We start from the raw sequence: 20438 nt of genomic DNA on the forward strand, positions 1-20438 counted from the left end.
GGCGCTGCCGGGTCGTATGGGCAGCGCCTTTTGATCTCAGTAGGCGTCCGCTATGAGCTGGGTCGCGTTCGACTTGTCGAAGAAGCGGTCGGTGTTCACCACCCAGGGCTCGATCTGCTCGCCCTTGGCGTAGCGGGCCAGGGTCTCGAACGCTTTCGGGCCAAACTTGGGATTGCACTCCACGGTGGCGAGCATCTTGCCGTCGATGATGGCCTGGAGCGCATCGCGCGTGCCGTCGATCGAGACGACAATCACGTCCTTGCCAGGCTTCTTGCCGGCCGCTTCAAGCGCCGCAATGGCGCCGATGGCCATCTCGTCGTTGTGGGCGTAGATGGCCGTCGCATCGGGATGAGCCTGCAGCAGCGTTTCGGCCACCTGGCGGCCCTTGTCGCGGGCGAAGTCGCCGGACTGGGAGGCCACGACCTTCATGCCGGAATGAGCCTTGATGTAGTCCTCAAAACCTTTGCGGCGATCATTGGCCGGCGAGGAGCCCGTGGTGCCCTCAAGCTGAATGATCTTGGCGTTGCCATTCATTGCTTTGGTCAAAGCTTCGGCGGCACGCTTTCCTTCATCCACAAAGTCCGAGCCGATGAAGGTGACGTAGTCGCGGCCAGCCTTGGCGAGACTCTGGTCCACGTTGCGATCAAGGAGAACAACCGGAATGCCGGCGCGCTTCGCCGCCATGACGGCCGGGATCAGGGGCTTCTCCTCACGGGGAGCCAGGAAGATCAGGTCGACGCCCTGGGCAATCATCGAATTAACGTCGGCGACCTGCTTGGCGGCGGAACCGGCAGCATCGGTGTAGACGAGCTGATGACCGAGCTTGGCGGCCTCTGCCTTCATGCTCTCCGTCTGCGCGATGCGCCACGGGTTGTTCGACTCAGTCTGCGCGAAGCCAACCTTGTACTTCTCTTTCTGCTTCAGCTTGGGCAGCTCCTGCGCGGACACGCCGCCAAGTCCCAGACCAACGGCAGCAACACCCGTCGCGAGGGCAAGGAAAGTCCTTCTCAGCATCATCTTCCTCCATCAAGTTTTTTATGCCCCTTTTCGGGGTTCTTGAGCTATTTCCGCAGCCCTTATGGCTGCGGGTCGTCACCAACGGACGTAAGTTGTCTGCTTCCGCAGGTATCCGTCGAAACCGTACTTTCCGTCCTCTCCGCCGAGCCCGGAATGCTTCCAGCCGCTGTGGAAGCCTTGAACCAGCTCGCCGCAGGGGCGGTTGATATAGAGTTCACCGAAGGCGAGCTCCCGCGAGAGCCGCATCACTCGGCGAAGATCGTTGGTATAGACATAGGCTGATAAGCCGTAGCTGCTGTCGTTGGCGAAGCTCAGCGCCTGCTCGAAATTGTCGACCGTCATGACCGGGGCAACCGGACCGAAGATCTCCCGCTGCATGACGGAAGCCTTGTTGGTATCGACCCGCAGGACCGTCGGCTCGAACCAATGACCGCGGGAGAAGTCGCCTTCCGTCAAACGTCGCCCGCCGGCAAGAACTTCTGCGCCGGCTGCGATGGCGTCGTTGACGATCTCCTCGACCTTGTCGACCTCAGGCCGGTTCACCTTCGGCCCCATGTCGGGGTTGGTCATGGGATCGGCGAGGCGCATCTGCTTCACGCGGCTCACGAACTTGTCGAGGAACGGTTCCGCGATGGCCTTGTGCAGATACATACGCTCGTTGCAGGTGCAGATCTGTCCGCAATTGGTGAAGCGCGACACGATGGCTGCTTCCACGGCCGCTTCGATATCCGCATCGTCGAGAACGATGAACGGCGCCTTGCCGCCGAGTTCGAGGCGCACGACCTTCAGCTCATGAGCGCCTGCCGCATAGATCTCGCGCCCGGCGCGGACGCTGCCTGTCATGGTGATCATGGCGCTGATCGGCGAGCGCACCAGCGCATCACCGACCGTGCGACCGTCACCGGTCACCACATTGAGCACGCCCTTCGGAATTCCGACCTCATGGGCGAGCCGGGCGATTTCGAGCGCCGACAGGGGTGTCGATTCGTGCCCCTTCACCACCATGGTGTTGCCAGCCACAAGGGCAGGGCCGATCTTGCGGGCGGCCAAAGCCGCCGGGTAGTTCCACGCGGTCAAGCCGACAACAACACCAAAGGGAACACGGCGGATCCAGACCTCCTCGTTCTGGAAATCTGACGGGAGAATATCGCCTTCGATGCGGCGCGCGCTCTCGGCGGCGAAGGTCAGGAAGGTGATGACAGCGTCGATCTCGCCTTCCGCCTGATTCAGGGGCTTGCCCTGTTCCAGCACCACGATGCGGGCGAGGCGAGCCTTGTCTCGTTGTACGGCTGCAGCAAGGTCGCTCACATAGCCGGCACGGACGATGGGCGGCAGGGCAGCCCAGGCTGGCTGGGCGCGACGCGCTGCCTCCAGGGCATCGTTTGCATCTTCCGCTGTTCCCGCCGGGACGGAGGCGAAGACAACTTCGTTGGCGGGATTCTCGACCTCGGACCGTCCTTGTGATCGGCCCTCAGTCCAAGCCCCGTCTATATACATCTGATAATGCGTCACAGCCTCCTGGCGGCCAACCTGAACCGAAGTTGTCATGGCCGGCCCTCGCCAAATCCCCTCCGGGGGAACCGCGGGTCAGAGTTCGACAGAGGGGTGCCTTGGGTTGGCGTCACCAGTCTCTCTCCCTGTTTGCTCAAGCGGAGCAATGTCAAACCAAATGTCAGTTTCTGATCTATTTGGTTCGACCGAAAATAGGATGGTCAGACAGTCGTGAGCTGTCAAGGCCCATCGGTTCTAACATCTCAGCGTCGATGCTTCGGTTTTGCGGTTCGATTCAGGCGGATCTTTGGCGGCCGAGTCGCATGCTAATGGATTTTGGTCGGACCATATGCTAGGCTCAGCTGCCTGCAGATTAGCTCTGGCGGAGGCTGAAGTTGCGCCAACTGCTGAATGTTACGCACGAGGGGACCATGGACCATAGCGAGAGGCTGCATGGCCACGTCACGACAGGGGTAGGGACTCGACGGTCTGATGCGGTCGCAGCCGAACTGGTGCGGATGATCGAGACGGGCGGTCTCCAGGAAGGTGAGCGCCTTCCGGCCGAGCGCGATCTGATGCAGAGGTACGGCGTGAGTCGGGCGGCCGTTCGGGAGGCGATCGTATCGCTCGCCAACCGCGGGCTCGTTGAAACGCGCCTTGGGCACCGTCCCATCGTGCGTAAGCCCGATTACGAGATCGCCGTCGACAAGGTGGGCAATCTCGTCGGTCATCTCATGATTGACCGGAAGGGGGTCTGGAACCTCTTCGAGACCCGGATCTTCATGGAGACCGCGCTGGCGCGCTGGGCCGCCAAGCACGCGCGGCGTGACGACCTTGAAGAACTCAGAGCGGCGCTTGACGCCAATCGGGAGGCAATCGGAAATCCGGTGCTGTTCGATGAAACTGACGCTGCTTTTCACGCGGTGCTCTATCGAATTCCGGGCAATCCAATCTACCCGGCGATCCACAAGGCTTACGTGGATTGGTTGACTCAGCATTGGCGTTCGATGAAACGCGGTGCAGGCATCGATCAGATGAACTGCGCCGGGCACGAGGCCGTTCTCGAAGCCATCGAGGCACGCGACCCGGACAACGCGGAGGAAGCCATGCGCCGTCATCTCGTGGCTGCATGGGAGTTCGTGCGATCAACCTTTCCGTCGGATAGCTGAACCGACCCTTGTTGCATCGGAGAACGGCTGCGATAGTTGCAGCGATGCGACGGTCATCACGGCGTCACAGAAGCGTCGCTAGGGACCTGTCCAGGAGGAGAGACCATGAACTATCTTGCACTGCTCGGATCCGTCACTGCCATTCTGCCTGCGATGATCGGATCGTCCCTGGCTCAGGAAAAGACCCTGACGGGCGCGCCTACCATCGTGGTCGCCCATCGTGGCGCCAGCGGCTATCTGCCTGAACATACCCTCGAGGCTTACAAGATGGCCATCGACATGGGAGCGGATTACATCGAGCCCGATCTCGTCGTGACAAAGGATGGCGTGCTGATCGCCCGGCACGAGCCCATGCTGAGCGGCACGACAGATGTCGCGAACCGGCCCGAGTTCGCATCCCGCAAGACAACACGCAAGGTCGACGGTGTCGACACGACCGATTGGTTCGCGGGCGACTTCACCCTTGCCGAGATCAAGCAGCTTCGCGCCAAGCAGGCCATGTCCGACCGCGATCAGTCGAAGAACGGCCAGTTCCAGGTTCCGACCTTGCAGGAGGTGATCGACCTCGCCAAGAAGGAAGGCGCCGCAAGGGGGAAGCCCGTCGGCATCGCTCCGGAGACCAAACACTCGACCTTCCATACCGCCCTCGGGCTTCCGCTGGAAGACCGGCTGGTAACAGTCCTGAAGGAGGCCGGCTGGGCCGACGCATCCGCTCCGGTGGTCATCCAGAGCTTCGAGGTGGCGAACCTGAAATATCTGAACTCGCGAATCGACGTGAAGCTGGCGCAGCTGCTCGACGCGGAGGACGTGGATAAGGACGGCAACATCGTGCTCAACGCGCCCTATGCCCAGCCCTATGATTTCGTCGTGGTCGGCGACAAGCGCACCTACACGGATCTGCTGACGAAGGAAGGCCTAGCCGAGGTCAAGTCCTACGCCGACATTCTGGCGCCGTGGAAGCCCTACATCCTCCCGACCAAGCAGGTTGACCAGAACAACGACGGCAAGGCGGACGATCTCAATGGTGACGGCAAGGCGGACGAGCAGGATCGTGTTCTCGCCGAACCGTCCAGCGTCGTGAAGGACGCCCATGCCGCGGGCCTCCAAGTCTTTACGTGGACCTTCCGCAATGAGCCCAAGCGCCTGGCCTCGACCTTTAAGGGTGATCCGGCGGCCGAGTACAAGGCGTTCTACGCTCTCGGCGTCGACGGCCTCTTCAGCGACTTCCCCGATACGGCCGTGAAGGCTCGCTGATCGTCAGGATCTTCTGACAAGCCCGGCATCGCAGGGTGCCGGGTTTTTGCATGTTCAGCACCTTACTGGCACACGTCCACCCATTCGGCGCTGACAAGATCGGCCATGCGCTGCGGATCGATGCGCACGGCCGTATGGATCGAGCCCGCAGCAGGGACGACCTCCTGGAATGCTTTCAGCGAGATGTCGCAATAGACGGGTAGGGGCGTTGCCAGGCCGAAGGGGCAGACACCACCAACGGGATGGCCGGTCAGCGCATGGACCTGCTCCGCATCCAGCATCGACGCCTTGCCGCCGAACGTCGCCTTCACCTTCTTGTTGTCCAGCCGCGCAGTGCCGCTCGTGACTATGAGGAAGCTTTTCTCGCCGACGCGCAGGGACAGGGTCTTGGCGATTTTCTCCGGGTCTACGCCATGAGCCTCCGCCGCCTGCGCAACGGTGGCGGTGCTCGATTCCATTTCGATGATCTCTAGATCCGGTGCATTCTGGGCGAGAAATGCGCGAACGGATTCAAGGCTCATGGCCAGTGGACTCCCTTCTGAATGGCGGAGATGTGAGGGCACGTCTCAACAACGGGCGCCCCACACAGGTGTGAGAACGGTCCGCATGATAGCCGCCACCCTGCCGCGGGTGCAAACCGCTCCTAGCGCTCGCCCTCTGGATAGTCCGCGCCACGGCTCGTTTCGGCCCAGGCTTCGATCTCGGCCAGGGTTTCCTTCAGCTTGTTCCGAACGCCTTCAAGGGCGATGGAGCCCAGGACCAGATGCTTAGGCGGGTTCTCAGACTCGACCGCCTTTACGATGGCCTCTACGGCGCGCACCGGATCGCCCGGCTGCTTGCCACTGTAGCTGGCGGTAGCCTCAAGCCGGGCTCCGACGGTATTCTGGTAATCGGCAATCATTGGACGCCGCTGCTGCAGGGATCGACCGGCCCAGTCGGTTCGGAATGGACCAGGCTCGACGCAGGTCACCTTGATGCCGAGCGGCGCCACCTCCCTTGAGAGCGAGTCGGACAGACCCTCCACCGCGTGCTTGGTCGCCGCGTAGTAACCGGATCCCTCGAAGCCGATGAAGCCTGCCTGGGACGAAATGTTGACGATGTGCCCACGACGGCGGGCCCGCATGCCGGGCAGCACGGCGCGGGTCATTGCGGCCAAGCCGAACACATTGGTGTCGAACTGGGCACGGATTTCGGCTTCGTCGCCTTCCTCGATGGAGGATTGGTAGCCATAGCCGGCATTGTTCACCAGCACATCGATGGAGCCGAAGCGGTCCTCGGCCGCTTTCACGGCCGCAGCGATCTGATCGGGCTTGTTGACGTCGAGCGACAGAGCGAGCGCGCTATCCTCATGTCTCTGGGTCAAATCCTGCACCCTGCCGACGTCGCGGGCCGTGACGACTGCGCGCCAACCCCGGCGCAATACGATCTGAGCGAGCTCCCGCCCGAATCCGGTGGAGCAACCTGTGATGAACCAGACGGGATTGTCGTTCAGTGGCATGCGAGATCTCCTCTGCTCGGACAGATGCGGCAAGGGCATATAGGGCCGGATCATTGAGGGTGAACCGGCTCCTTAAACACGATTTTCCAGCGAAGCTAAGCCTTCTGAAAGTCGACGAGAGGCTCGTCATAGATCCCCGTGAGGAGCCTGCGGTCTCCTCTGACGACACCGCGATACATTCCCGAACAGTTGAAGGGCAGGGACACGTTGCCGGCGCGGTCCACGGCAATGATGCCGCCCGAGCCGCCTGCCGGAGCGAGCATGTCGATCACGACCGCACGCGATGCCTCGTCCAGGCTCTGGCCGGCATAGCGCATGCGGGAGGCGATCTCGTGCGCCGCCGCATAGCGGATGAAGATCTCTCCATGTCCCGTCGCCGACACGGCGCAGGTCTCGTTGTCCGCCCATGTTCCCGCGCCGATGACGGGGCTGTCGCCAACCCGCCCTGGGGATTTCGCCGTCATGCCGCCCGTGGAGGTGGCCGCCGCGAGATTGCCGTGCCGGTCGCAGGCCACCGCCCCGACCGTGCCGTGCTTGCGCGACTCGTCTTGATCGTCCGCCCCGCTCTGGCGCATCGCAAGCGTCTCCTGCAGGGCCCGCCAGCGCTGTTCCGTGTAGAAGTAGGAAGTCTCTTCGAAGGCCAGGCCCTGTCGGCGGCAGAATTCCATGGCGCTTTCGCCGATGAGCAGCACGTGGCCGGAATGCTCCATCACGGCCCGGGCGGCGAGAACCGGATTGCGCGGTCCGCAGATGCCGGCAACGGCTCCCGCGGAGCGGTCGCGCCCGTCCATGACGGCCGCGTCCATTTCCTGCTTGCCGGCCGAGGTGTAGACGGCGCCACGTCCGGCATTGAACAGCGGCTCGTCTTCGAGAGCCATCACGGCGGCGGTGGCAGCATCAAGCGCGCTGCCCCCGTCGGCGAGAACGGCGCGTCCCGCCTCGAGGGCGCGGCGCAGACCGGCGTGGTAGGCGGCCTCCCGTTCCGGGGTCATTTTGCTGCGTAGGATCGTTCCTGCGCCGCCGTGGATGGCGAGCGCGAAGTCGTTGCCGGATGTGGTGCTGCTGGTCATGAGGTCACGGGTCCGATGAGAGAAAGTGTATCGGTCAGCGCGGGCCGGTAGTGTCCCGAGCGGCCGGTCATGGTGCCGGCGGCGACGAGCGCATCGAGTACGGCCTCCTGGGTAGAATCGGCCATGGCCTCGAAGAGCAGATCGATGCGATCCTCGTTAAGGATGCGGATATCGACCAGGGCCGCCTTCTCATCATGCGAGAGAACATTGGCGGTGGTGAAGCCGAGCGCGATGTCGCCGCTGCCATGACCCCAAAAGGTCCCGAGGCGCGCCAGCCCAACACCGGAGCGGCGGATGACGCGCTTGAGCTGCCGGTCGCTCAGCGGAATATCCGTGGCCGCGATGATGATGATCGAGCCCTTCTCCGTGGCGGGTCTCTCCCTCTCAGCCTCGGGAGGTGCGACGACTCTGCCGCCAGGAAGGCGCAGATCGCCGGCTCGTCCAAAATTGGAGAGAACGAGTACCCCGAGGTGAAAACTCTGGCCGTCGAGATCGAGGCGCCGGGACGATGTGCCGATGCCACCCTTGAAGCCGAAGGTGCTCATGCCACAGCCGGCACCCACGGAGCCGACATCGAAACGGGAGGAGGCGTTCGCCAGAGCAGCGCGCGCATCCCCCTCGGTGACGGCGAGCGTCTGAATGTCGTTGAGATAGCCGTCGTTACACTCGAACACGACCGGATTTACCGTGGCGGTCTCCCGGCCGATATCCGAGTTGTGCTCAATCGCATGGCGCACCAGGGCTGTGCAGCAGGTGCCGACCGTGAGGGTGTTGGTCAGAAGGATGGGAGTCTCGATCGTGCCCAACTCCTCTACCTGCATGAGGCCGGCGCTCTTTCCAAACCCGTTCAGCACATGAACGGCCGCCATCGGCTTCTCGCGATAGAGGTTGCCGCCATGGGGAACGACGGCCGTCACACCAGTGCGGATCTCCCCATGCACGAGAGTGCGATGGCCGACACGAACACCCGGCACGTCCGCAATGCTGTTCAACTCGCCTGTCGGCAGGGTACCGCAGGCCAAGCCGGCATCGCGGGCGCGGGCAGTGTGTTGCATCAGAGGCCTTGCTCCTTCACGAAAGCAGCAATTTCCGCATGGGTTGCCACCCAAACGTCGGAGCGTCGGGTGACTTCCTCCAGGAGCTTTTCCAGAATCCAGATGCGCGAGCGGTAGCCGGTCACATGGGGGTGCATGGTGAGAAGAAAGAGACCGCCTTCCTCATAGGCCCGCTCGAACTCTCGGAAGAAGATATCGTAGACGGCAGTCGGCGGGGTATGCGGGCGAAGGCCGTTGAAGCGGTGCATGTTGAAATAGACCGCGTCGTCCCGAATCCATTCGACGGGCAGCTCCACGATGCCGGTAGGCTCGCCCTGCTCGAGCAACTCGTAAGGGTCATCGTCGGCCATGAGGGATGAATCGTAGAGGAGGCCGAGCTCGCGCTCAATTCGCAACGTGCTCGGGCTGAAATCCCAGGAAGGAGTGCGCAAGCCGACCGGACGCACACCCGTGATCCGCTCCAGGGTGTCCGTTGCGCGGAACATCAGGTCCCGTTCGATCTCGTACGGCAGCTGGCTGTTGAGTTCATGGATCCAACCGTGAATGCCAATCTCGTGACCCTCTGCCACGACTCGCCGCTGCTCGTCCTCATAAAGCAGCGCGGCGACGGCCGGGACGAAAAACGTTGCCTTGGCATCATACTTGGCGAGAGCGCTCAGGATGCGCGGCACGCCTTGGCGGTTGCCATATTGGCCCTGGGACATGCGACCGATGGATTTTCCGCCATCACGCAACTCATTCGTCTCATGGTCGGAGTCAAACGAGAGAGCGACTGCGCAGCGGGCGCCGTTCTTCCATCGGGTAGGCTTCAACGAGCGGCCGGCGCGCACATAGTCCACCTTGTTGCGCCAGGTTTGCTCATCCCACGCCCAGGGCTGGCTGCTCATGTCGTCCATGGTGCTCTCGATTCCTTGTCTGACGTAATCTAAGTGTCGGCGATAATTCAGGAGCGTCCGCCATCGACAGAGATGATCTGCCCCGAGACCCAGGCGGCTGCGTCGGAGGCCAGGAACATCACGGCGTTGGCAATATCCTGCGGATAGCCCAAGCGGCGCGTGTGAATGCTCTCCACCAAGCGCGCCTGACCCTCCGGGCCATAGCTCTCCCACTGGCGCTGCGTGGCAGGGTTCGAGAGCACGAAACCGGGCGCCACGCTGTTCACAGTGATGCCGAAGGGGCCGAGTTCGAAGCTAAGCTGCTTTGTCAGCCCGACGAGCGCATGCTTGGATGCCGTATAGGCCTGAATGCCGGTGAGGCTCGGGCGCAGCCCGGCGCCGGACGAGATGTTGACGATGCGCCCGAACTGCCCGCGCTTCATATGCGGAGCTGCAGCCTGCGAGCACCAGAAGGCGCCATGCACATTAGCCTCGAACAAAACCAGCCAATCCTGCTCGCTCACTTCCTCAATAGGCCTTGCCACCTGGCCTCGGACGCCTCCAGCGCAGTTGACGAGAATATCGATTCCGCCAAGCATCTCCGCCATGTCGGCGAAGACGCTGGCGACAGCGGCGCGATCCGCAAGGTCGAGGGTGCGGGTTGCTTTGGCGCCGGACTCGGCAGCTACGCGCAGACCTGCCTCGTTAAGATCGAGGGCCCATACATGGGCGCCCTCAGCCGCAAGGGACTGGACGATGCTGCGCCCGATGCCCTGTGCGGCACCGGTGACGGCAACACGGCGGTTCGTGAAGTCGAGTTTCATAGCGTCAACATTTCGTCGAGGGTGGACCAGGATTGCTCACGGCGGCCGTCCTCGATGTCATGGATCAGGGCGACAAGCTTATTGATGGCAGGCGTAGAGATGCTCGCCTCCTGACCGAGGGCGCCGATGATGGCAATTTGCGCATCGACCTCAGTCTTGCGCTTGCGCACGGCGAGATCGCGCCAGATGCCGGAATGGGTCTTCGCCGTGTGCCGGTTGAACTCCGCCATGTCGGCAACGGAGCGCCTTGCTGCAGCCTCGTCTGCCCCCGGCATGAAGGCACCGGGATCGAAGCCGTTAAAGCCCAGGGGCTTCACGCCACGGGCTTTCGCCACCGCCATAACCTCCTGGCCGAGGCGGTGATAGACTGCGAAGTGACGCTCCGACGCCAGGTTCTCCGACATGGAGGCATTTGTCAGCGCAGTCGCGAAGAGCAGGGAGCCGTAGCCGAGCTTGCCCCAGAGATAGCCCCAGATGTTGTCTGTGAGCACCGCCTTGGGCTCGAAGATCGAGAGCAGGCGGTGATAGTCGCGCACCGCGTCGGTGGTCTGTCCGTCGAGCCCGCCGACCGCAACGGCGGCGCGGTTGCCGAATAGGATCCGGCCGGGCTCCAGCCAATCAGCTCCGAAGTTAACGAAGCATCCGATCGTGCGCTCGGCGCCGATCTCCTCGGCGATGACGATCTCGTTCAAACCGTTCTGGGCAGAGAGCACGGTGCCGTCCTCCGCCAGAAGCGGCTTCAAGGCGCGCACTGCATCGCGGGTATGATGGGCCTTGACCGCGAGGATGATGCGCTTGAACTGTCCGGTGACTTCACTCGGCAGGGCTGCCTTTACGGGCTGGCGGAAGGTTTCCACAGGACCTTCGATCAAGAGCCCGTCGTGCTTCATCGCTTCCACATGCGGCTCGACGATATCCACGAGCAGCACATCCTCGCCGGCACGGGCGAAATAGGCCCCAAGGGTGCCGCCGATGGCTCCGGCGCCCCAGATCAGGATCGTATTTTCGTTCATCACCAGTTCTCGATCAGCGCGCGGGTCTCGTCGATGGCTACAGACCAGATGGCGTTCATATCCTCGTCGGAGCGCTGGAAGTACCCACCGAAATTGCCGTCCTGCAGGATTTCGCGCACGCCTTCGGGGCCGAAGGTCCGCATACGCTCAAGATCGACCATTGGTTTCTGATGGGACGGCTGCTCGATGCCGGGGAGGCGCGTCCAGGGGAAGTTCTCCATCCAGGAGGCATGCGACGCGACCGGATCGATCTCCTTCACCTTCTCGAAGGTACGAGGGGCATTCCACCAGTTGTGGAATTTCACGCGGCACTCGGGATTCTCGCCCATCCACTCGATGGCTGCCGTATGGCCCGGCGTATTGCCGCCATGGCCATTGACGAAGAGGATGCGGCGGAAGCCCGTGCGTTTCAGAGAATCGAGAATATCCGTGATGATCCGAAGGTAGGTCTCGGCCTTTAGCGAAATCGTGCCGGGATAAGCCATGAAGTAGGGCGTGATGCCATAGGCCTGAACCGGAAAGACCGGGACGCCGGTCGGTGCCGCGGCTTCAGAAGCCACACGCTCGGCCAGGATGCTGTCGACGGAAAGGCTTAGGTAGGCGTGCTGCTCGGTGCAGCCCAGCGGGACGACGGCGCGATCATCCGTCTTCAGGTATTGTTCCACCTGAAGCCAGTTCATCTCACTGATTTTCATGAAGGCACTTCCTCTTGAGACACGATAGACGAGCGCAGACGCTCGATCACAGGCAGCAGTGTGGCGCGGATTGCATGCGGGTCCGGCACATAGCGGAATTCCAGGGCCTGTCGACCAGGTGGCAGGAGCTTTCTTACTGTCGACTCGGCGCCACTGGCGTAGATCGCCACGTCAATCTGGGTGAGAAAGGCCGCGAGATCGGGGGCCGTGATCAGCCGGACATTGACGGCAGACACATGAGGCGCAAACCGCAGGACGCCGGGCTTCATCAAAGCGGCGAATTCGGGAAAGACGGACACGAGGCCGACCCGCGCCATAGGATCCAGCATCGCGAGCTGAGCCCGTGTCTCCTCAGCGGGGATGAAGCTCAGGCCGACGACCGGGATGCCGTTTGGCACGAGATGCTCGACTTCGCCGCGGCGGTGCGCCAGCGTCACGCAGATGTCGCAGGGTAGGGGAAACGCTTCCCCTGCATGCAGGGAATCCACCGTCGTGACGACGATGGTATCGTCAGATCCAAGATGGTCTTGAATCCGGTTGGCGTATTGCTGGGTCGTCTCAATGAAGTTGCCCACCATAGCCAGCCGCAGCGGTCGTGTCGGTGCCGGGCCGCGCGCTGCGCGCGCATTCACCAGAGACGACACAACTGATGGAGGAAGTCCCAGCTGCTCCGCCTCGTTGAAGAGCATCTCGACGCGGCGCTGGATCTTGCGGATTGCAAGTGAACGCAGGCCGTCGCTGTTGTGCCCGTCCCCCACATAGGTGCCAGCCCCTGGCTTTGCTTCGAGAAGGCCAGACTCGCGAAGCTCCCTGTAGACGGTTGCGACAGTCATGTGCGCGATGCCGGCTCGCTCCGCCAGCTCGCGCACGGAGGGCAATCGCTGGCCGGTCGGCAACTCGCCCAGCGCAATTCCGAACTCGATCAACCCACGCAACTGCGTGCCAAGCGGAACCGGGAGCGTGCGGTCGAGTGCCCCCGCGAGGTTTGCAAGGATGCGCTCATCGGGGGTCTGTTCCGTGTCACTATAACGGCTGCCCTCATAAGCGTCAGGTACTGGTTGGAGTTTAGGCAAGGTGCTGTTGACTTTTCTTGTTCGGGTGACCTACCGTTCTAATCGATAAGAACACCTTGGACGAAAAGCCAGGGTCTTAGCAAGAGGGGAAGTGAATTGAAACAAAACTTCAAGCTGGGTGGAACACTCGCAGCGGCTCTCGTCCTTAGCACCGCTCTCAGCGGCGGTGTATCGGCGCAGACACTCACCATGGGTCTGCGGGCCGGTCCGGACTCCATCGACCCGCATTGGTCGACCCTGGGCAGCCAGGCAGAGGCTCTGCGTCATATCTTTGATACCGTCGTCATGTCCGACGAGAACCTGGGCCTGAAGCCTGGTCTTGCGACCTCGTGGAAGCCGATCGACGACACGACTTGGGAATTCAAAATCCGTGAAGGCGTAAAATTTCACGACGGATCGGAGCTCACTGCCGAGGACGTGAAGTTCTCCATCGACCGTATTCCAGTCGTGACCGGCCCAATGAGCATGACCATCTACACGAAGCAGGTTGCGGAGACGAAGGTCGCCGACAAGTACACCCTGCACGTTAAGACCAAGGCTCCGGCCCCGACTCTGCCGAACGACTTCATCCGACTCTTCGTGGTATCGAAGAATGTCGGCATGGAAGCCCGCAACGAGCAGTTCAACTCGGGCAAGGCTGCCATCGGTACCGGTCCGTACAAGTTCGTATCGTGGGAGCCAAAAGGCGACCTCGTCCTCGAGCGCAACGACAACTATTGGGGTGGCAAGCAGCCCTGGCAGAAGGTTGTTCGCAAGGAAATCCCGAGTGATCCGGCCCGCATGGCGGCGATGAAATCCGGTCAGGTGGATCTCGTCAACTACGTGCCGGCCACCGACTATGCCGCGATGCAGAAGGACAAGTCGGTCGACACTTTCGTTGCCGACTCGGTTTACTTCCTGAACCTCACGCCCAACGTGAAGGAGACCTTGCCGAAGAAGGTCAAGGTCGATGGCAAGGAGATCGATGCCAACCCGCTGCGCGATCCCAAGGTCCGCGAGGCCATGGATCTCGCTATTGATCGCAAGACGCTCGTGCGCGTCGTGCTTGAAGGTCTTGGACGCCCTGCCAACCAGCTGATGCCGGCCAGCTTCTTCGGCGGCAACAAGAGCCTGCCGGAGAAGCCCTACGACCTTGCCAAGGCGAAGCAGCTTCTGGCGGATGCGGGTTACCCGAAGGGCTTTGAGATCGACTTCCACTGCACGAACAATCGCCTTCCGGGCGATGCGGCGGTATGCGAGGCCCTTTCGCAGATGTGGGCGCGCGCCGGCCTGAAGGTGAACGCCAATGCCCTCAACGGCACAGTGTTCTTCCCGGCTCAGCAGAAGGGTGAGTTCTCCCTCTGGATGAGCGGCTGGGGCACACTGACCGGCGAGGCGAGCTACACCTATGGCTCGCTCGTGCATACGGCAGACCCGCAGGTTGGTCTCGGGGCCTTCAACAAGCAGGGCTATTCCAACCCCGAAGTGGATAAGCTGCTGCAGGAAGGCGCTCGGACCATGGACGATACGAAGCGTCGCGCCCTCTTCGAGAAGGTGACGGAAATCTCCATGAATGATCGCGCCCTGATCCCGACCGTGCAGATCCAGACGGTCTGGGCAGCCAAGAAGGGGATGCTGACCATCCCATCTCGAGTCGATCAGGAGACCCTGGCCTACGAGATCAAGCCGAAGAGCTGATCCTGACAATGTCAGCCGGAGAGATCCGGCTGATCTCTTCCGGAGGGAAAGAGCTTTCCCTCCGGCTTTTTCATTGGTGATGTTCGTGGAGTGCCGGGCGGCAGTCCCCTGGCTTCCCAGGTTCAAGTCCAGTCACGAGACAGTATGATCGGTTTTCTCATTCAACGCGTCCTGCAGGCACTCATGGTTGTGATCGCCATGTCGATCATCGTGTTCCTGGGCGTCTATGCCATCGGAAACCCGATCGACGTGATGATCGATCCGGCCTCCGATCAGGCGCTTCGCGAGGCGCTGATCCAGCGCTACGGCTTCGATCGCCCCTTGTTCGAGCAGTATTTCATTTTCATGAACAACATGCTCCATGGGGACTTGGGCGAGTCCTTCATCTACCGGCTTCCGGTGCTCAACCTGATCCTGTCGCGCCTGCCGGCGACGCTGGAACTTGCGCTGACGGCCATGCTGATTGCTACCTGCCTTGGCATCCCGCTCGGCCTATGGGCCGGCTACAAGCCGGATTCGCTCTCCGCCAAGGCCATCATGGGCTTCTCGGTGCTCGGCTTCAGCGTGCCGAGCTTCTGGGTCGGGCTGCTGCTCATCATGGTGTTCGCCGTCGAGCTTGGCTGGCTGCCCTCCGGAGGGCGTGGACCGACGACGGAAGTGCTTGGCATGAACCTGTCGATCACCTCGTTGGAAGGCTGGAGCCACATCCTCCTGCCAGCGCTGAATCTTGCCTTGTTCAAGCTCGGTCTCCTCATTCGCCTGACGCGTGCAGGCACTGTCGAGGTGATGAGCTCCGACTACGTGCGTTTCGCCCGTGCGCAGGGCCTCTCCGAGGGCAGGGTCGTGGGGTTGCATGTGCTGAAGAACATCTCAATTCCGATTGTGACGGTTTTCGGGCTTGAGCTCGGCTCGACCCTTGCCTTCGCTGTGGTGACGGAAACGGTCTTCAACTGGCCTGGCATGGGCAAGCTGATCATCGATTCCATTACAGTGCTCGACCGTCCCGTGATGGTCGCCTATCTCATCCTCGTGGTGTTCCTCTTCGTCATGATCAATCTCGTGGTCGATCTAATTTACGGCCAGCTCGATCCGCGCATTCGCGTGAAGGCCGCGTCATGAGCAGTTCTCCCGCACTTCCTCTGCCTGCCGAGACGACCTGGAGCCGGTTCTCGAACTTCTGGTCCGACTTCCGTCAGAGCCCTGTGGCCGTTGCCGCCCTGATCGTGGTGGTCGTCGTGGTTCTCATGGCTGTTCTTGCGCCCTTCGTGGCTCCGCAGGACCCGTACAATCAGGAGGCTCTCGACCTGTTCGATGCACGGCTTGAGCCCGGTGAGACCGGCTCCGGTGGCTATGTCCATTGGCTCGGCACCGATGCCGCCGGCCGTGACATCTTTTCCGCCATTCTCTACGGCTTGCGCACAAGCCTGATCGTTGGCGTGATGGCCGGCACTTTGGCGCTTATCCTCGGCACCACTGTTGGCCTCATCGCAGCCTATTATGGCGGCCGCGTCGAGGCTCTCATCATGCGTGTGATCGACCTTCAGCTCTCTCTTCCGGCAATTCTTCTGGCGCTGGTTCTCGTCGCGTTGCTGGGACAGGGGCTCATGCAGCTCGTTGCTGCTCTGGTCGCGGCGCAATATGCCTATTTCGCTCGCACCACCCACGGTGCGGCGAGCGCCGAGCGGCGCAAGGACTACATCGAGGCCGCCCTGTCGACCCCGCTTCCGGCGCGCCACGTGCTGTTCCGCCATCTGCTCCCCAATGCGCTGCCGCCTCTGATCGTGGTGGCGACCGTGCAGGTGGCGAATTCCATTGCGCTCGAAGCGACACTATCCTTCTTAGGGCTTGGTCTGCCGATCACTCAGCCTTCGCTGGGCTCGTTGATCTCCAACGGCTTCCAGTTTCTGCTGTCGGGCCGCTATTGGATCTCAATTTACCCGGGCATTGCCCTGATGCTGACGGTCGTTGCCATCAACCTTGTGGGCGATCAGGTTCGCAGCGTTCTGAATCCGAGGAACAGCCGATGAGCGAGACTGTTCTTCGCGTCAACAATCTCCAGACACAGTTCCAGACACGAGCCGGCGTTCTGAAGGCGGTCGATGGCGTCAGCTTCGAGGTCGGCCGCGGTCGCATTCTCGGTCTTGTCGGCGAATCCGGTTCCGGCAAGAGCGTCACGGGTTATTCGATCCTCGGTCTGATCGAGCCGCCCGGCAAGATTGCAGGCGGCGAGGTTCTCCTGAACGGCAAGGACATCACCCGCCTCAAGGGCGATGCCATGCGTCAGGTCAGGGGTGCTCAGATCGCCATGGTCTTCCAAGACCCGATGATGACCCTCAACCCGGTCCTCAAGATTGGCACGCAGATGATCGCGGCCGTGCGGGCGCACGCCAGGGTCTCTCGCAAGGCTGCCCGTGCCAAGGCACGCAATGCTCTCGCCAAGGTCGGCATTCCGAGCCCCGAGGAGCGCCTCGAGGCTTATCCGCATCAGCTCTCAGGCGGCATGCGTCAGCGTGTGGCCATTGCGATTGCGCTCCTGCACAGCCCGGCGGTCATCATTGCCGATGAGCCGACTACGGCGCTCGACGTCTCCATCCAAGGACAGATCCTTGCCGAAGTCCGGCGCCTTGCGGACGAGACCGGCACCGCCTTCGTGTGGGTCACGCACGACTTAGCCGTTGTGTCGAGCCTCGCCGACGACATCTGCGTCATGTACGCAGGACGCGTGGTTGAAAGCGGTCCGGCTGCGGATGTCATCGCATCGCCCCGCCATCCCTACACGGCAGGCCTCTTGGCCTCCGTGCCGGCCGAGCATGAGCCCGGCACGAAGCTGCCGCAGGTTCCCGGATCGACCCCGTCGCTTGCCAATCTCCCGCAAGGCTGCGCCTTCGCGCCTCGGTGCGCCAAGGCGGGGCCTGCCTGTACCACCACTCCGCCTGTCCAGCATTTCGAGGACGGACGCACCGCCCTCTGTCATTACCCGATCGAGCCCATTTCATGCCAGCCGCTCTCCTTGACATCGACCACGTATCGAAGCGCTTCGTAAAGCATCCCAATCTCGGGGAGCGGATCGCAGGTCTTCTCGGCGCAGGCCGGTCGACCGAAATCGTGCGTGCGGTGACGGACGTCAGCCTCAGTGTTGGTAAAGGCGAAGTTGTGGGCCTTGTCGGCGAATCCGGCTGCGGAAAGTCGACGCTTGGGCGGATGATCGCCGGAATCTATACGCCAAGCGACGGCAAGATCCTGTTCGGCAATGCGCCCGTGGCCAAAGAGCAGGGGCGGCGCACGCAGAAGCTGACGACGCGCGTTCAGATGATCCACCAGGATCCGTTTGCCAGCCTCAACCCGCGCATCAGGATCGGTGACACGGTGGCCGAGGGGCCGGTCGCGCACAACATCGTCAAAGGCCGCGAAGCGGATTCCTACGTGGCCGATATGCTTGGGCGCGTGGGCCTCGATCCGAGCTATCGTAGGCGTTTTCCGCACCAGTTCTCCGGCGGTCAGCGGCAGCGCATCGCCATTGCGCGTGCGCTTGCCATGAAGCCGGATCTCCTTGTGCTCGACGAGCCGGTGGCCTCTCTGGACGTTTCGATCCAGGCTCAGGTGCTCAACCTGTTCATGGATCTACGCCGGGATCTTGACCTGACAGGCATCTTCATCAGCCATGATCTCGGCGTGGTGCGCCACGTCTCGGATCGCGTCGCGATCATGTATCTCGGCCGCATTGTCGAATTGGCTCCTACGACTGAGCTTTATGCTCAGCCGAACCATCCCTACACCCGAGCCCTCTTCGAGAGCGTTCCAAGGGTGGGCGTGGGCCGAAAGAACTTCCGCCCTATCGCGGGCGAAATTCCATCTCCGCTCAATCCGCCGAGCGGGTGCCACTTCCACCCCCGTTGCCCGTTCGCCGGTCCACGCTGCAAGCGGGAGGCTCCGCCTCTGGCTGCCATCGGACCCGGCCGCTTCTCCGCCTGCCATCTCAACACTGGCGGCACCGAATAAGATCAGAGATCGACATGACCCAGCAAGCCTCCTTTGCGGCGCTCCAGGAGCGCATCGCCGCCGTCAACGACGTGCTGAACGCAACCTCCCTGCTCACTTGGGATTCGCGGACGATGATGCCGGCCGGCGGTGCGGAAACCCGCGGTCATCAGATTGCGACCCTGACCCGCATCGCACGCGACCTTCTTCTCGCATCCGAGACCGAGAAGGCGCTTGAGGAGGCCGAGCGGGCTGTCGATGCTCTGCCGGCGGATGCAGCCGAGCGGCGTATGGTCGAGCAGACGCGGCATGCGGTAGAGCATCACCGGAGCGTGCCGGCAGCCCTGATTCAGGAACGGGCGGCCCTTCGCACCGTGGCGCAGTCAGCTTGGATCGAGGCGCGGTCGAAGAGCGAGTTCTCGATCTACGAGCCTCATCTGTCAAAAACCGTCGAACTCTCCCGTGCCTATGCCGATTGCATCGGCTGGTCCGAGCATCCCTACGACGCCATGGTGTCGATCTATGAGCCCGGCGAAACGGCAGCGAGCCTCAAGGGGCTGTTCTCGAAGCTGCGTGATGGATTGCTGCCGATTCTCGACGCAGCCCGTTCCCGGCCGCAGCCGCGATCGGATTTCCTGTTTCGCGACTTTCCCGAGGAGGGGCAGCGCGCCTTCGGCTTGAGCCTCGCCGAGAAGCTGGGTTACGATCTGCAGCGCGGGCGCCTCGATACAACCGTTCATCCGTTCGAGGTGTCGTTCACCCGCAACGACGTGCGGATCACCACCCGCTACAACCGCAACTACCTTCCCGCCTCCATGTTCGGCACCGCTCACGAGGTCGGGCACGGGCTCTACGAGCAGGGCGTCGATCCTGCCTATACCCGCACGACCCTGGCGACGGATCTCGTTGGGCTCTACGCGGTCGGCGGCACCAGCTTCGGTGCCCACGAGTCCCAGTCTCGCCTCTGGGAAAACCATATCGTCCGCAGCCGCAGGTTCTGGGAACGGCACTACCCGGACCTGCAGCGGTACTTCCCGGATCAACTCGGTGATGTGAGCGCCGAGGAGTTCTATCGCGCCGTCACGCGCGTGGAGCCCGGCTTCATCCGCGTCGAGGCGGATGAGCTGACTTACGATTTCCACATCATGCTGCGCGTCGATATTGAATGCGCGTTGATGGACGGTTCGCTGCCGGTGTCAGATCTCCCCGATGCTTGGAACGCCGCGATCAAGCGCGACCTCGGCCTGATCGTTCCGAACGACGCTAAGGGCGTGCTGCAGGACGTCCATTGGTCGACGGGCTATATCGGCTCGTTCCCGACTTACACCATTGGCAACGTCATGGGTGCGCAGGTGATGGAAACGCTGCGGAAGCAGAATCCGTCCGTCGATGCTTCCATCGATGCGGGTGAATACGGTGTCCTTGCCGAGGAACTTCGTACCAGGATCTGGCAGCACGGACGCCGGTTCATGCGTGACGAATTGCTAGAACGTGAAACAGGCAGGCGCCTCGATCCGGCACCTTATCTCGCTTACCTCTACGATAAGTACGCACAATAGGACTAAAGCATCGAACCTGTGGAGGAAGGCACAGGCTGCAACACCCTGCATTGACATATCTCAACAAGCATTCTTGAGGCTAATGTCAAGATAATCCTGGTCATTTTCCTGATTGGGTAGGCTGCAGTTAACCAGCAAGGCAATATTGTGGTGAAAGTCACAATATAAATCCTCTGGGGCCTTAGTGCGT

At 62.0% G+C, this 20438-nt stretch carries 19 protein-coding genes; 8 read left to right on the forward strand and 11 right to left on the reverse strand.

What is annotated here, in order from left to right; genetic code table 11:
- Positions 1 to 36: 36 nt before the first annotated feature.
- Together JQC81_RS23045 and aldA are read right to left on the reverse strand one after the other, a co-directional pair.
- Positions 37 to 1017: an ABC transporter substrate-binding protein gene (locus JQC81_RS23045; protein ID WP_203274148.1), complete on the reverse strand. Its 981-nt coding sequence runs from the start codon at positions 1015 to 1017 to the stop codon at positions 37 to 39.
- Positions 1018 to 1092: 75 nt separating this feature from the next.
- Entirely contained in the window at positions 1093 to 2565 is a 1473-nt protein-coding gene (gene aldA, locus JQC81_RS23050; protein WP_203274149.1) for an aldehyde dehydrogenase, read from the reverse strand.
- 374 nt (positions 2566 to 2939) lie between these two features.
- Between aldA and JQC81_RS23055 the strand changes: the two genes are divergently transcribed.
- On the forward strand, positions 2940 to 3677 hold the full coding sequence (locus JQC81_RS23055) for an FCD domain-containing protein (RefSeq protein WP_203274150.1): 738 nt from the start codon (positions 2940 to 2942) through the stop codon (positions 3675 to 3677).
- Positions 3678 to 3782: 105 nt separating this feature from the next.
- Positions 3783 to 4931, forward strand: a complete 1149-nt coding sequence (locus JQC81_RS23060) for a glycerophosphodiester phosphodiesterase (RefSeq protein WP_203274151.1) — start codon at positions 3783 to 3785, stop codon at positions 4929 to 4931.
- A gap of 62 nt (positions 4932 to 4993) precedes the next feature.
- On the opposite strand, the gene JQC81_RS23065 is transcribed toward JQC81_RS23060, so the two are convergent.
- The 9 genes from JQC81_RS23065 to JQC81_RS23105 form a co-directional block, all read right to left on the reverse strand.
- Positions 4994 to 5452, reverse strand: coding sequence for a YbaK/EbsC family protein (locus JQC81_RS23065; RefSeq protein WP_203274152.1), 459 nt, complete (start codon positions 5450 to 5452; stop codon positions 4994 to 4996).
- Positions 5453 to 5574: 122 nt separating this feature from the next.
- Positions 5575 to 6429 (reverse strand): oxidoreductase, encoded by an 855-nt coding sequence (locus JQC81_RS23070; RefSeq protein ID WP_203274153.1) that lies wholly within the window; start codon positions 6427 to 6429, stop codon positions 5575 to 5577.
- 95 nt (positions 6430 to 6524) lie between these two features.
- Positions 6525 to 7499 (reverse strand): isoaspartyl peptidase/L-asparaginase family protein, encoded by a 975-nt coding sequence (locus JQC81_RS23075; RefSeq protein ID WP_203274154.1) that lies wholly within the window; start codon positions 7497 to 7499, stop codon positions 6525 to 6527.
- On the reverse strand, positions 7496 to 8554 hold the full coding sequence (locus tag JQC81_RS23080; RefSeq protein ID WP_203274155.1) for a DmpA family aminopeptidase: 1059 nt from the start codon (positions 8552 to 8554) through the stop codon (positions 7496 to 7498). Before JQC81_RS23080 ends, JQC81_RS23075 begins: the two co-directional genes overlap by 4 nt.
- Entirely contained in the window at positions 8554 to 9450 is an 897-nt protein-coding gene (locus JQC81_RS23085) for a polysaccharide deacetylase family protein (RefSeq protein ID WP_203274156.1), read from the reverse strand. Before JQC81_RS23085 ends, JQC81_RS23080 begins: the two co-directional genes overlap by 1 nt.
- 47 nt (positions 9451 to 9497) lie before the next feature.
- On the reverse strand, positions 9498 to 10253 hold the full coding sequence (locus tag JQC81_RS23090) for an SDR family NAD(P)-dependent oxidoreductase (protein WP_203274157.1): 756 nt from the start codon (positions 10251 to 10253) through the stop codon (positions 9498 to 9500).
- On the reverse strand, positions 10250 to 11266 hold the full coding sequence (locus tag JQC81_RS23095; protein ID WP_203274158.1) for a ketopantoate reductase family protein: 1017 nt from the start codon (positions 11264 to 11266) through the stop codon (positions 10250 to 10252). The genes JQC81_RS23090 and JQC81_RS23095 overlap by 4 nt, the downstream gene beginning before the upstream one ends.
- Positions 11266 to 11961, reverse strand: a complete 696-nt coding sequence (locus tag JQC81_RS23100) for a creatininase family protein (RefSeq protein ID WP_203274159.1) — start codon at positions 11959 to 11961, stop codon at positions 11266 to 11268. Before JQC81_RS23100 ends, JQC81_RS23095 begins: the two co-directional genes overlap by 1 nt.
- Entirely contained in the window at positions 11958 to 13034 is a 1077-nt protein-coding gene (locus JQC81_RS23105; RefSeq protein ID WP_203274160.1) for a GntR family transcriptional regulator, read from the reverse strand. Before JQC81_RS23105 ends, JQC81_RS23100 begins: the two co-directional genes overlap by 4 nt.
- Before the next feature lie 96 nt (positions 13035 to 13130).
- Here JQC81_RS23105 and JQC81_RS23110 point away from each other — a divergent pair, with 96 nt between their 5' ends.
- The 6 genes from JQC81_RS23110 to JQC81_RS23135 all read left to right on the forward strand — a co-directional run bounded on the left by JQC81_RS23110 (position 13131) and on the right by JQC81_RS23135 (position 20248).
- The gene (locus JQC81_RS23110; protein ID WP_203274161.1) at positions 13131 to 14711 is read left to right on the forward strand and encodes an ABC transporter substrate-binding protein; all 1581 of its coding nucleotides are present in this window, start codon (positions 13131 to 13133) and stop codon (positions 14709 to 14711) included.
- A gap of 144 nt (positions 14712 to 14855) precedes the next feature.
- Entirely contained in the window at positions 14856 to 15830 is a 975-nt protein-coding gene (locus JQC81_RS23115; RefSeq protein WP_203274162.1) for an ABC transporter permease, read from the forward strand.
- Positions 15827 to 16738 (forward strand): ABC transporter permease, encoded by a 912-nt coding sequence (locus tag JQC81_RS23120; protein ID WP_203274163.1) that lies wholly within the window; start codon positions 15827 to 15829, stop codon positions 16736 to 16738. Before JQC81_RS23115 ends, JQC81_RS23120 begins: the two co-directional genes overlap by 4 nt.
- The gene (locus JQC81_RS23125) at positions 16735 to 17754 is read left to right on the forward strand and encodes an ABC transporter ATP-binding protein (RefSeq protein WP_203274164.1); all 1020 of its coding nucleotides are present in this window, start codon (positions 16735 to 16737) and stop codon (positions 17752 to 17754) included. The genes JQC81_RS23120 and JQC81_RS23125 overlap by 4 nt, the downstream gene beginning before the upstream one ends.
- Positions 17706 to 18710 carry an ABC transporter ATP-binding protein gene (locus JQC81_RS23130; RefSeq protein ID WP_203274165.1) on the forward strand — a complete coding sequence of 335 codons (1005 nt, stop codon included), beginning with the start codon at positions 17706 to 17708 and terminating at the stop codon, positions 18708 to 18710. The genes JQC81_RS23125 and JQC81_RS23130 overlap by 49 nt, the downstream gene beginning before the upstream one ends.
- A gap of 14 nt (positions 18711 to 18724) precedes the next feature.
- Positions 18725 to 20248, forward strand: a complete 1524-nt coding sequence (locus JQC81_RS23135) for a carboxypeptidase M32 (protein ID WP_203274166.1) — start codon at positions 18725 to 18727, stop codon at positions 20246 to 20248.
- Positions 20249 to 20438: the final 190 nt, after the last annotated feature.

It is taken from the genome of Microvirga arabica (assembly GCF_016811235.1).
GTDB lineage: Bacteria > Pseudomonadota > Alphaproteobacteria > Rhizobiales > Beijerinckiaceae > Microvirga > Microvirga arabica.

Bases quoted from the DNA above. Each gene is read 5' to 3' on its own strand.
- JQC81_RS23045 (WP_203274148.1), bottom strand. From the start codon at position 1,017: ATGATGCTGAGAAGGACTTTCCTTGCCCTCGCGACGGGTGTTGCTGCC.
- aldA (WP_203274149.1), bottom strand. From the start codon at position 2,565: ATGACAACTTCGGTTCAGGTTGGCCGCCAGGAGGCTGTGACGCATTAT.
- JQC81_RS23055 (WP_203274150.1), top strand. From the start codon at position 2,940: ATGGACCATAGCGAGAGGCTGCATGGCCACGTCACGACAGGGGTAGGG.
- JQC81_RS23060 (WP_203274151.1), top strand. From the start codon at position 3,783: ATGAACTATCTTGCACTGCTCGGATCCGTCACTGCCATTCTGCCTGCG.
- JQC81_RS23065 (WP_203274152.1), bottom strand. From the start codon at position 5,452: ATGAGCCTTGAATCCGTTCGCGCATTTCTCGCCCAGAATGCACCGGAT.
- JQC81_RS23070 (WP_203274153.1), bottom strand. From the start codon at position 6,429: ATGCCACTGAACGACAATCCCGTCTGGTTCATCACAGGTTGCTCCACC.
- JQC81_RS23075 (WP_203274154.1), bottom strand. From the start codon at position 7,499: ATGACCAGCAGCACCACATCCGGCAACGACTTCGCGCTCGCCATCCAC.
- JQC81_RS23080 (WP_203274155.1), bottom strand. From the start codon at position 8,554: ATGCAACACACTGCCCGCGCCCGCGATGCCGGCTTGGCCTGCGGTACC.
- JQC81_RS23085 (WP_203274156.1), bottom strand. From the start codon at position 9,450: ATGGACGACATGAGCAGCCAGCCCTGGGCGTGGGATGAGCAAACCTGG.
- JQC81_RS23090 (WP_203274157.1), bottom strand. From the start codon at position 10,253: ATGAAACTCGACTTCACGAACCGCCGTGTTGCCGTCACCGGTGCCGCA.
- JQC81_RS23095 (WP_203274158.1), bottom strand. From the start codon at position 11,266: ATGAACGAAAATACGATCCTGATCTGGGGCGCCGGAGCCATCGGCGGC.
- JQC81_RS23100 (WP_203274159.1), bottom strand. From the start codon at position 11,961: ATGAAAATCAGTGAGATGAACTGGCTTCAGGTGGAACAATACCTGAAG.
- JQC81_RS23115 (WP_203274162.1), top strand. From the start codon at position 14,856: ATGATCGGTTTTCTCATTCAACGCGTCCTGCAGGCACTCATGGTTGTG.
- JQC81_RS23120 (WP_203274163.1), top strand. From the start codon at position 15,827: ATGAGCAGTTCTCCCGCACTTCCTCTGCCTGCCGAGACGACCTGGAGC.
- JQC81_RS23125 (WP_203274164.1), top strand. From the start codon at position 16,735: ATGAGCGAGACTGTTCTTCGCGTCAACAATCTCCAGACACAGTTCCAG.
- JQC81_RS23130 (WP_203274165.1), top strand. From the start codon at position 17,706: ATGCCAGCCGCTCTCCTTGACATCGACCACGTATCGAAGCGCTTCGTA.
- JQC81_RS23135 (WP_203274166.1), top strand. From the start codon at position 18,725: ATGACCCAGCAAGCCTCCTTTGCGGCGCTCCAGGAGCGCATCGCCGCC.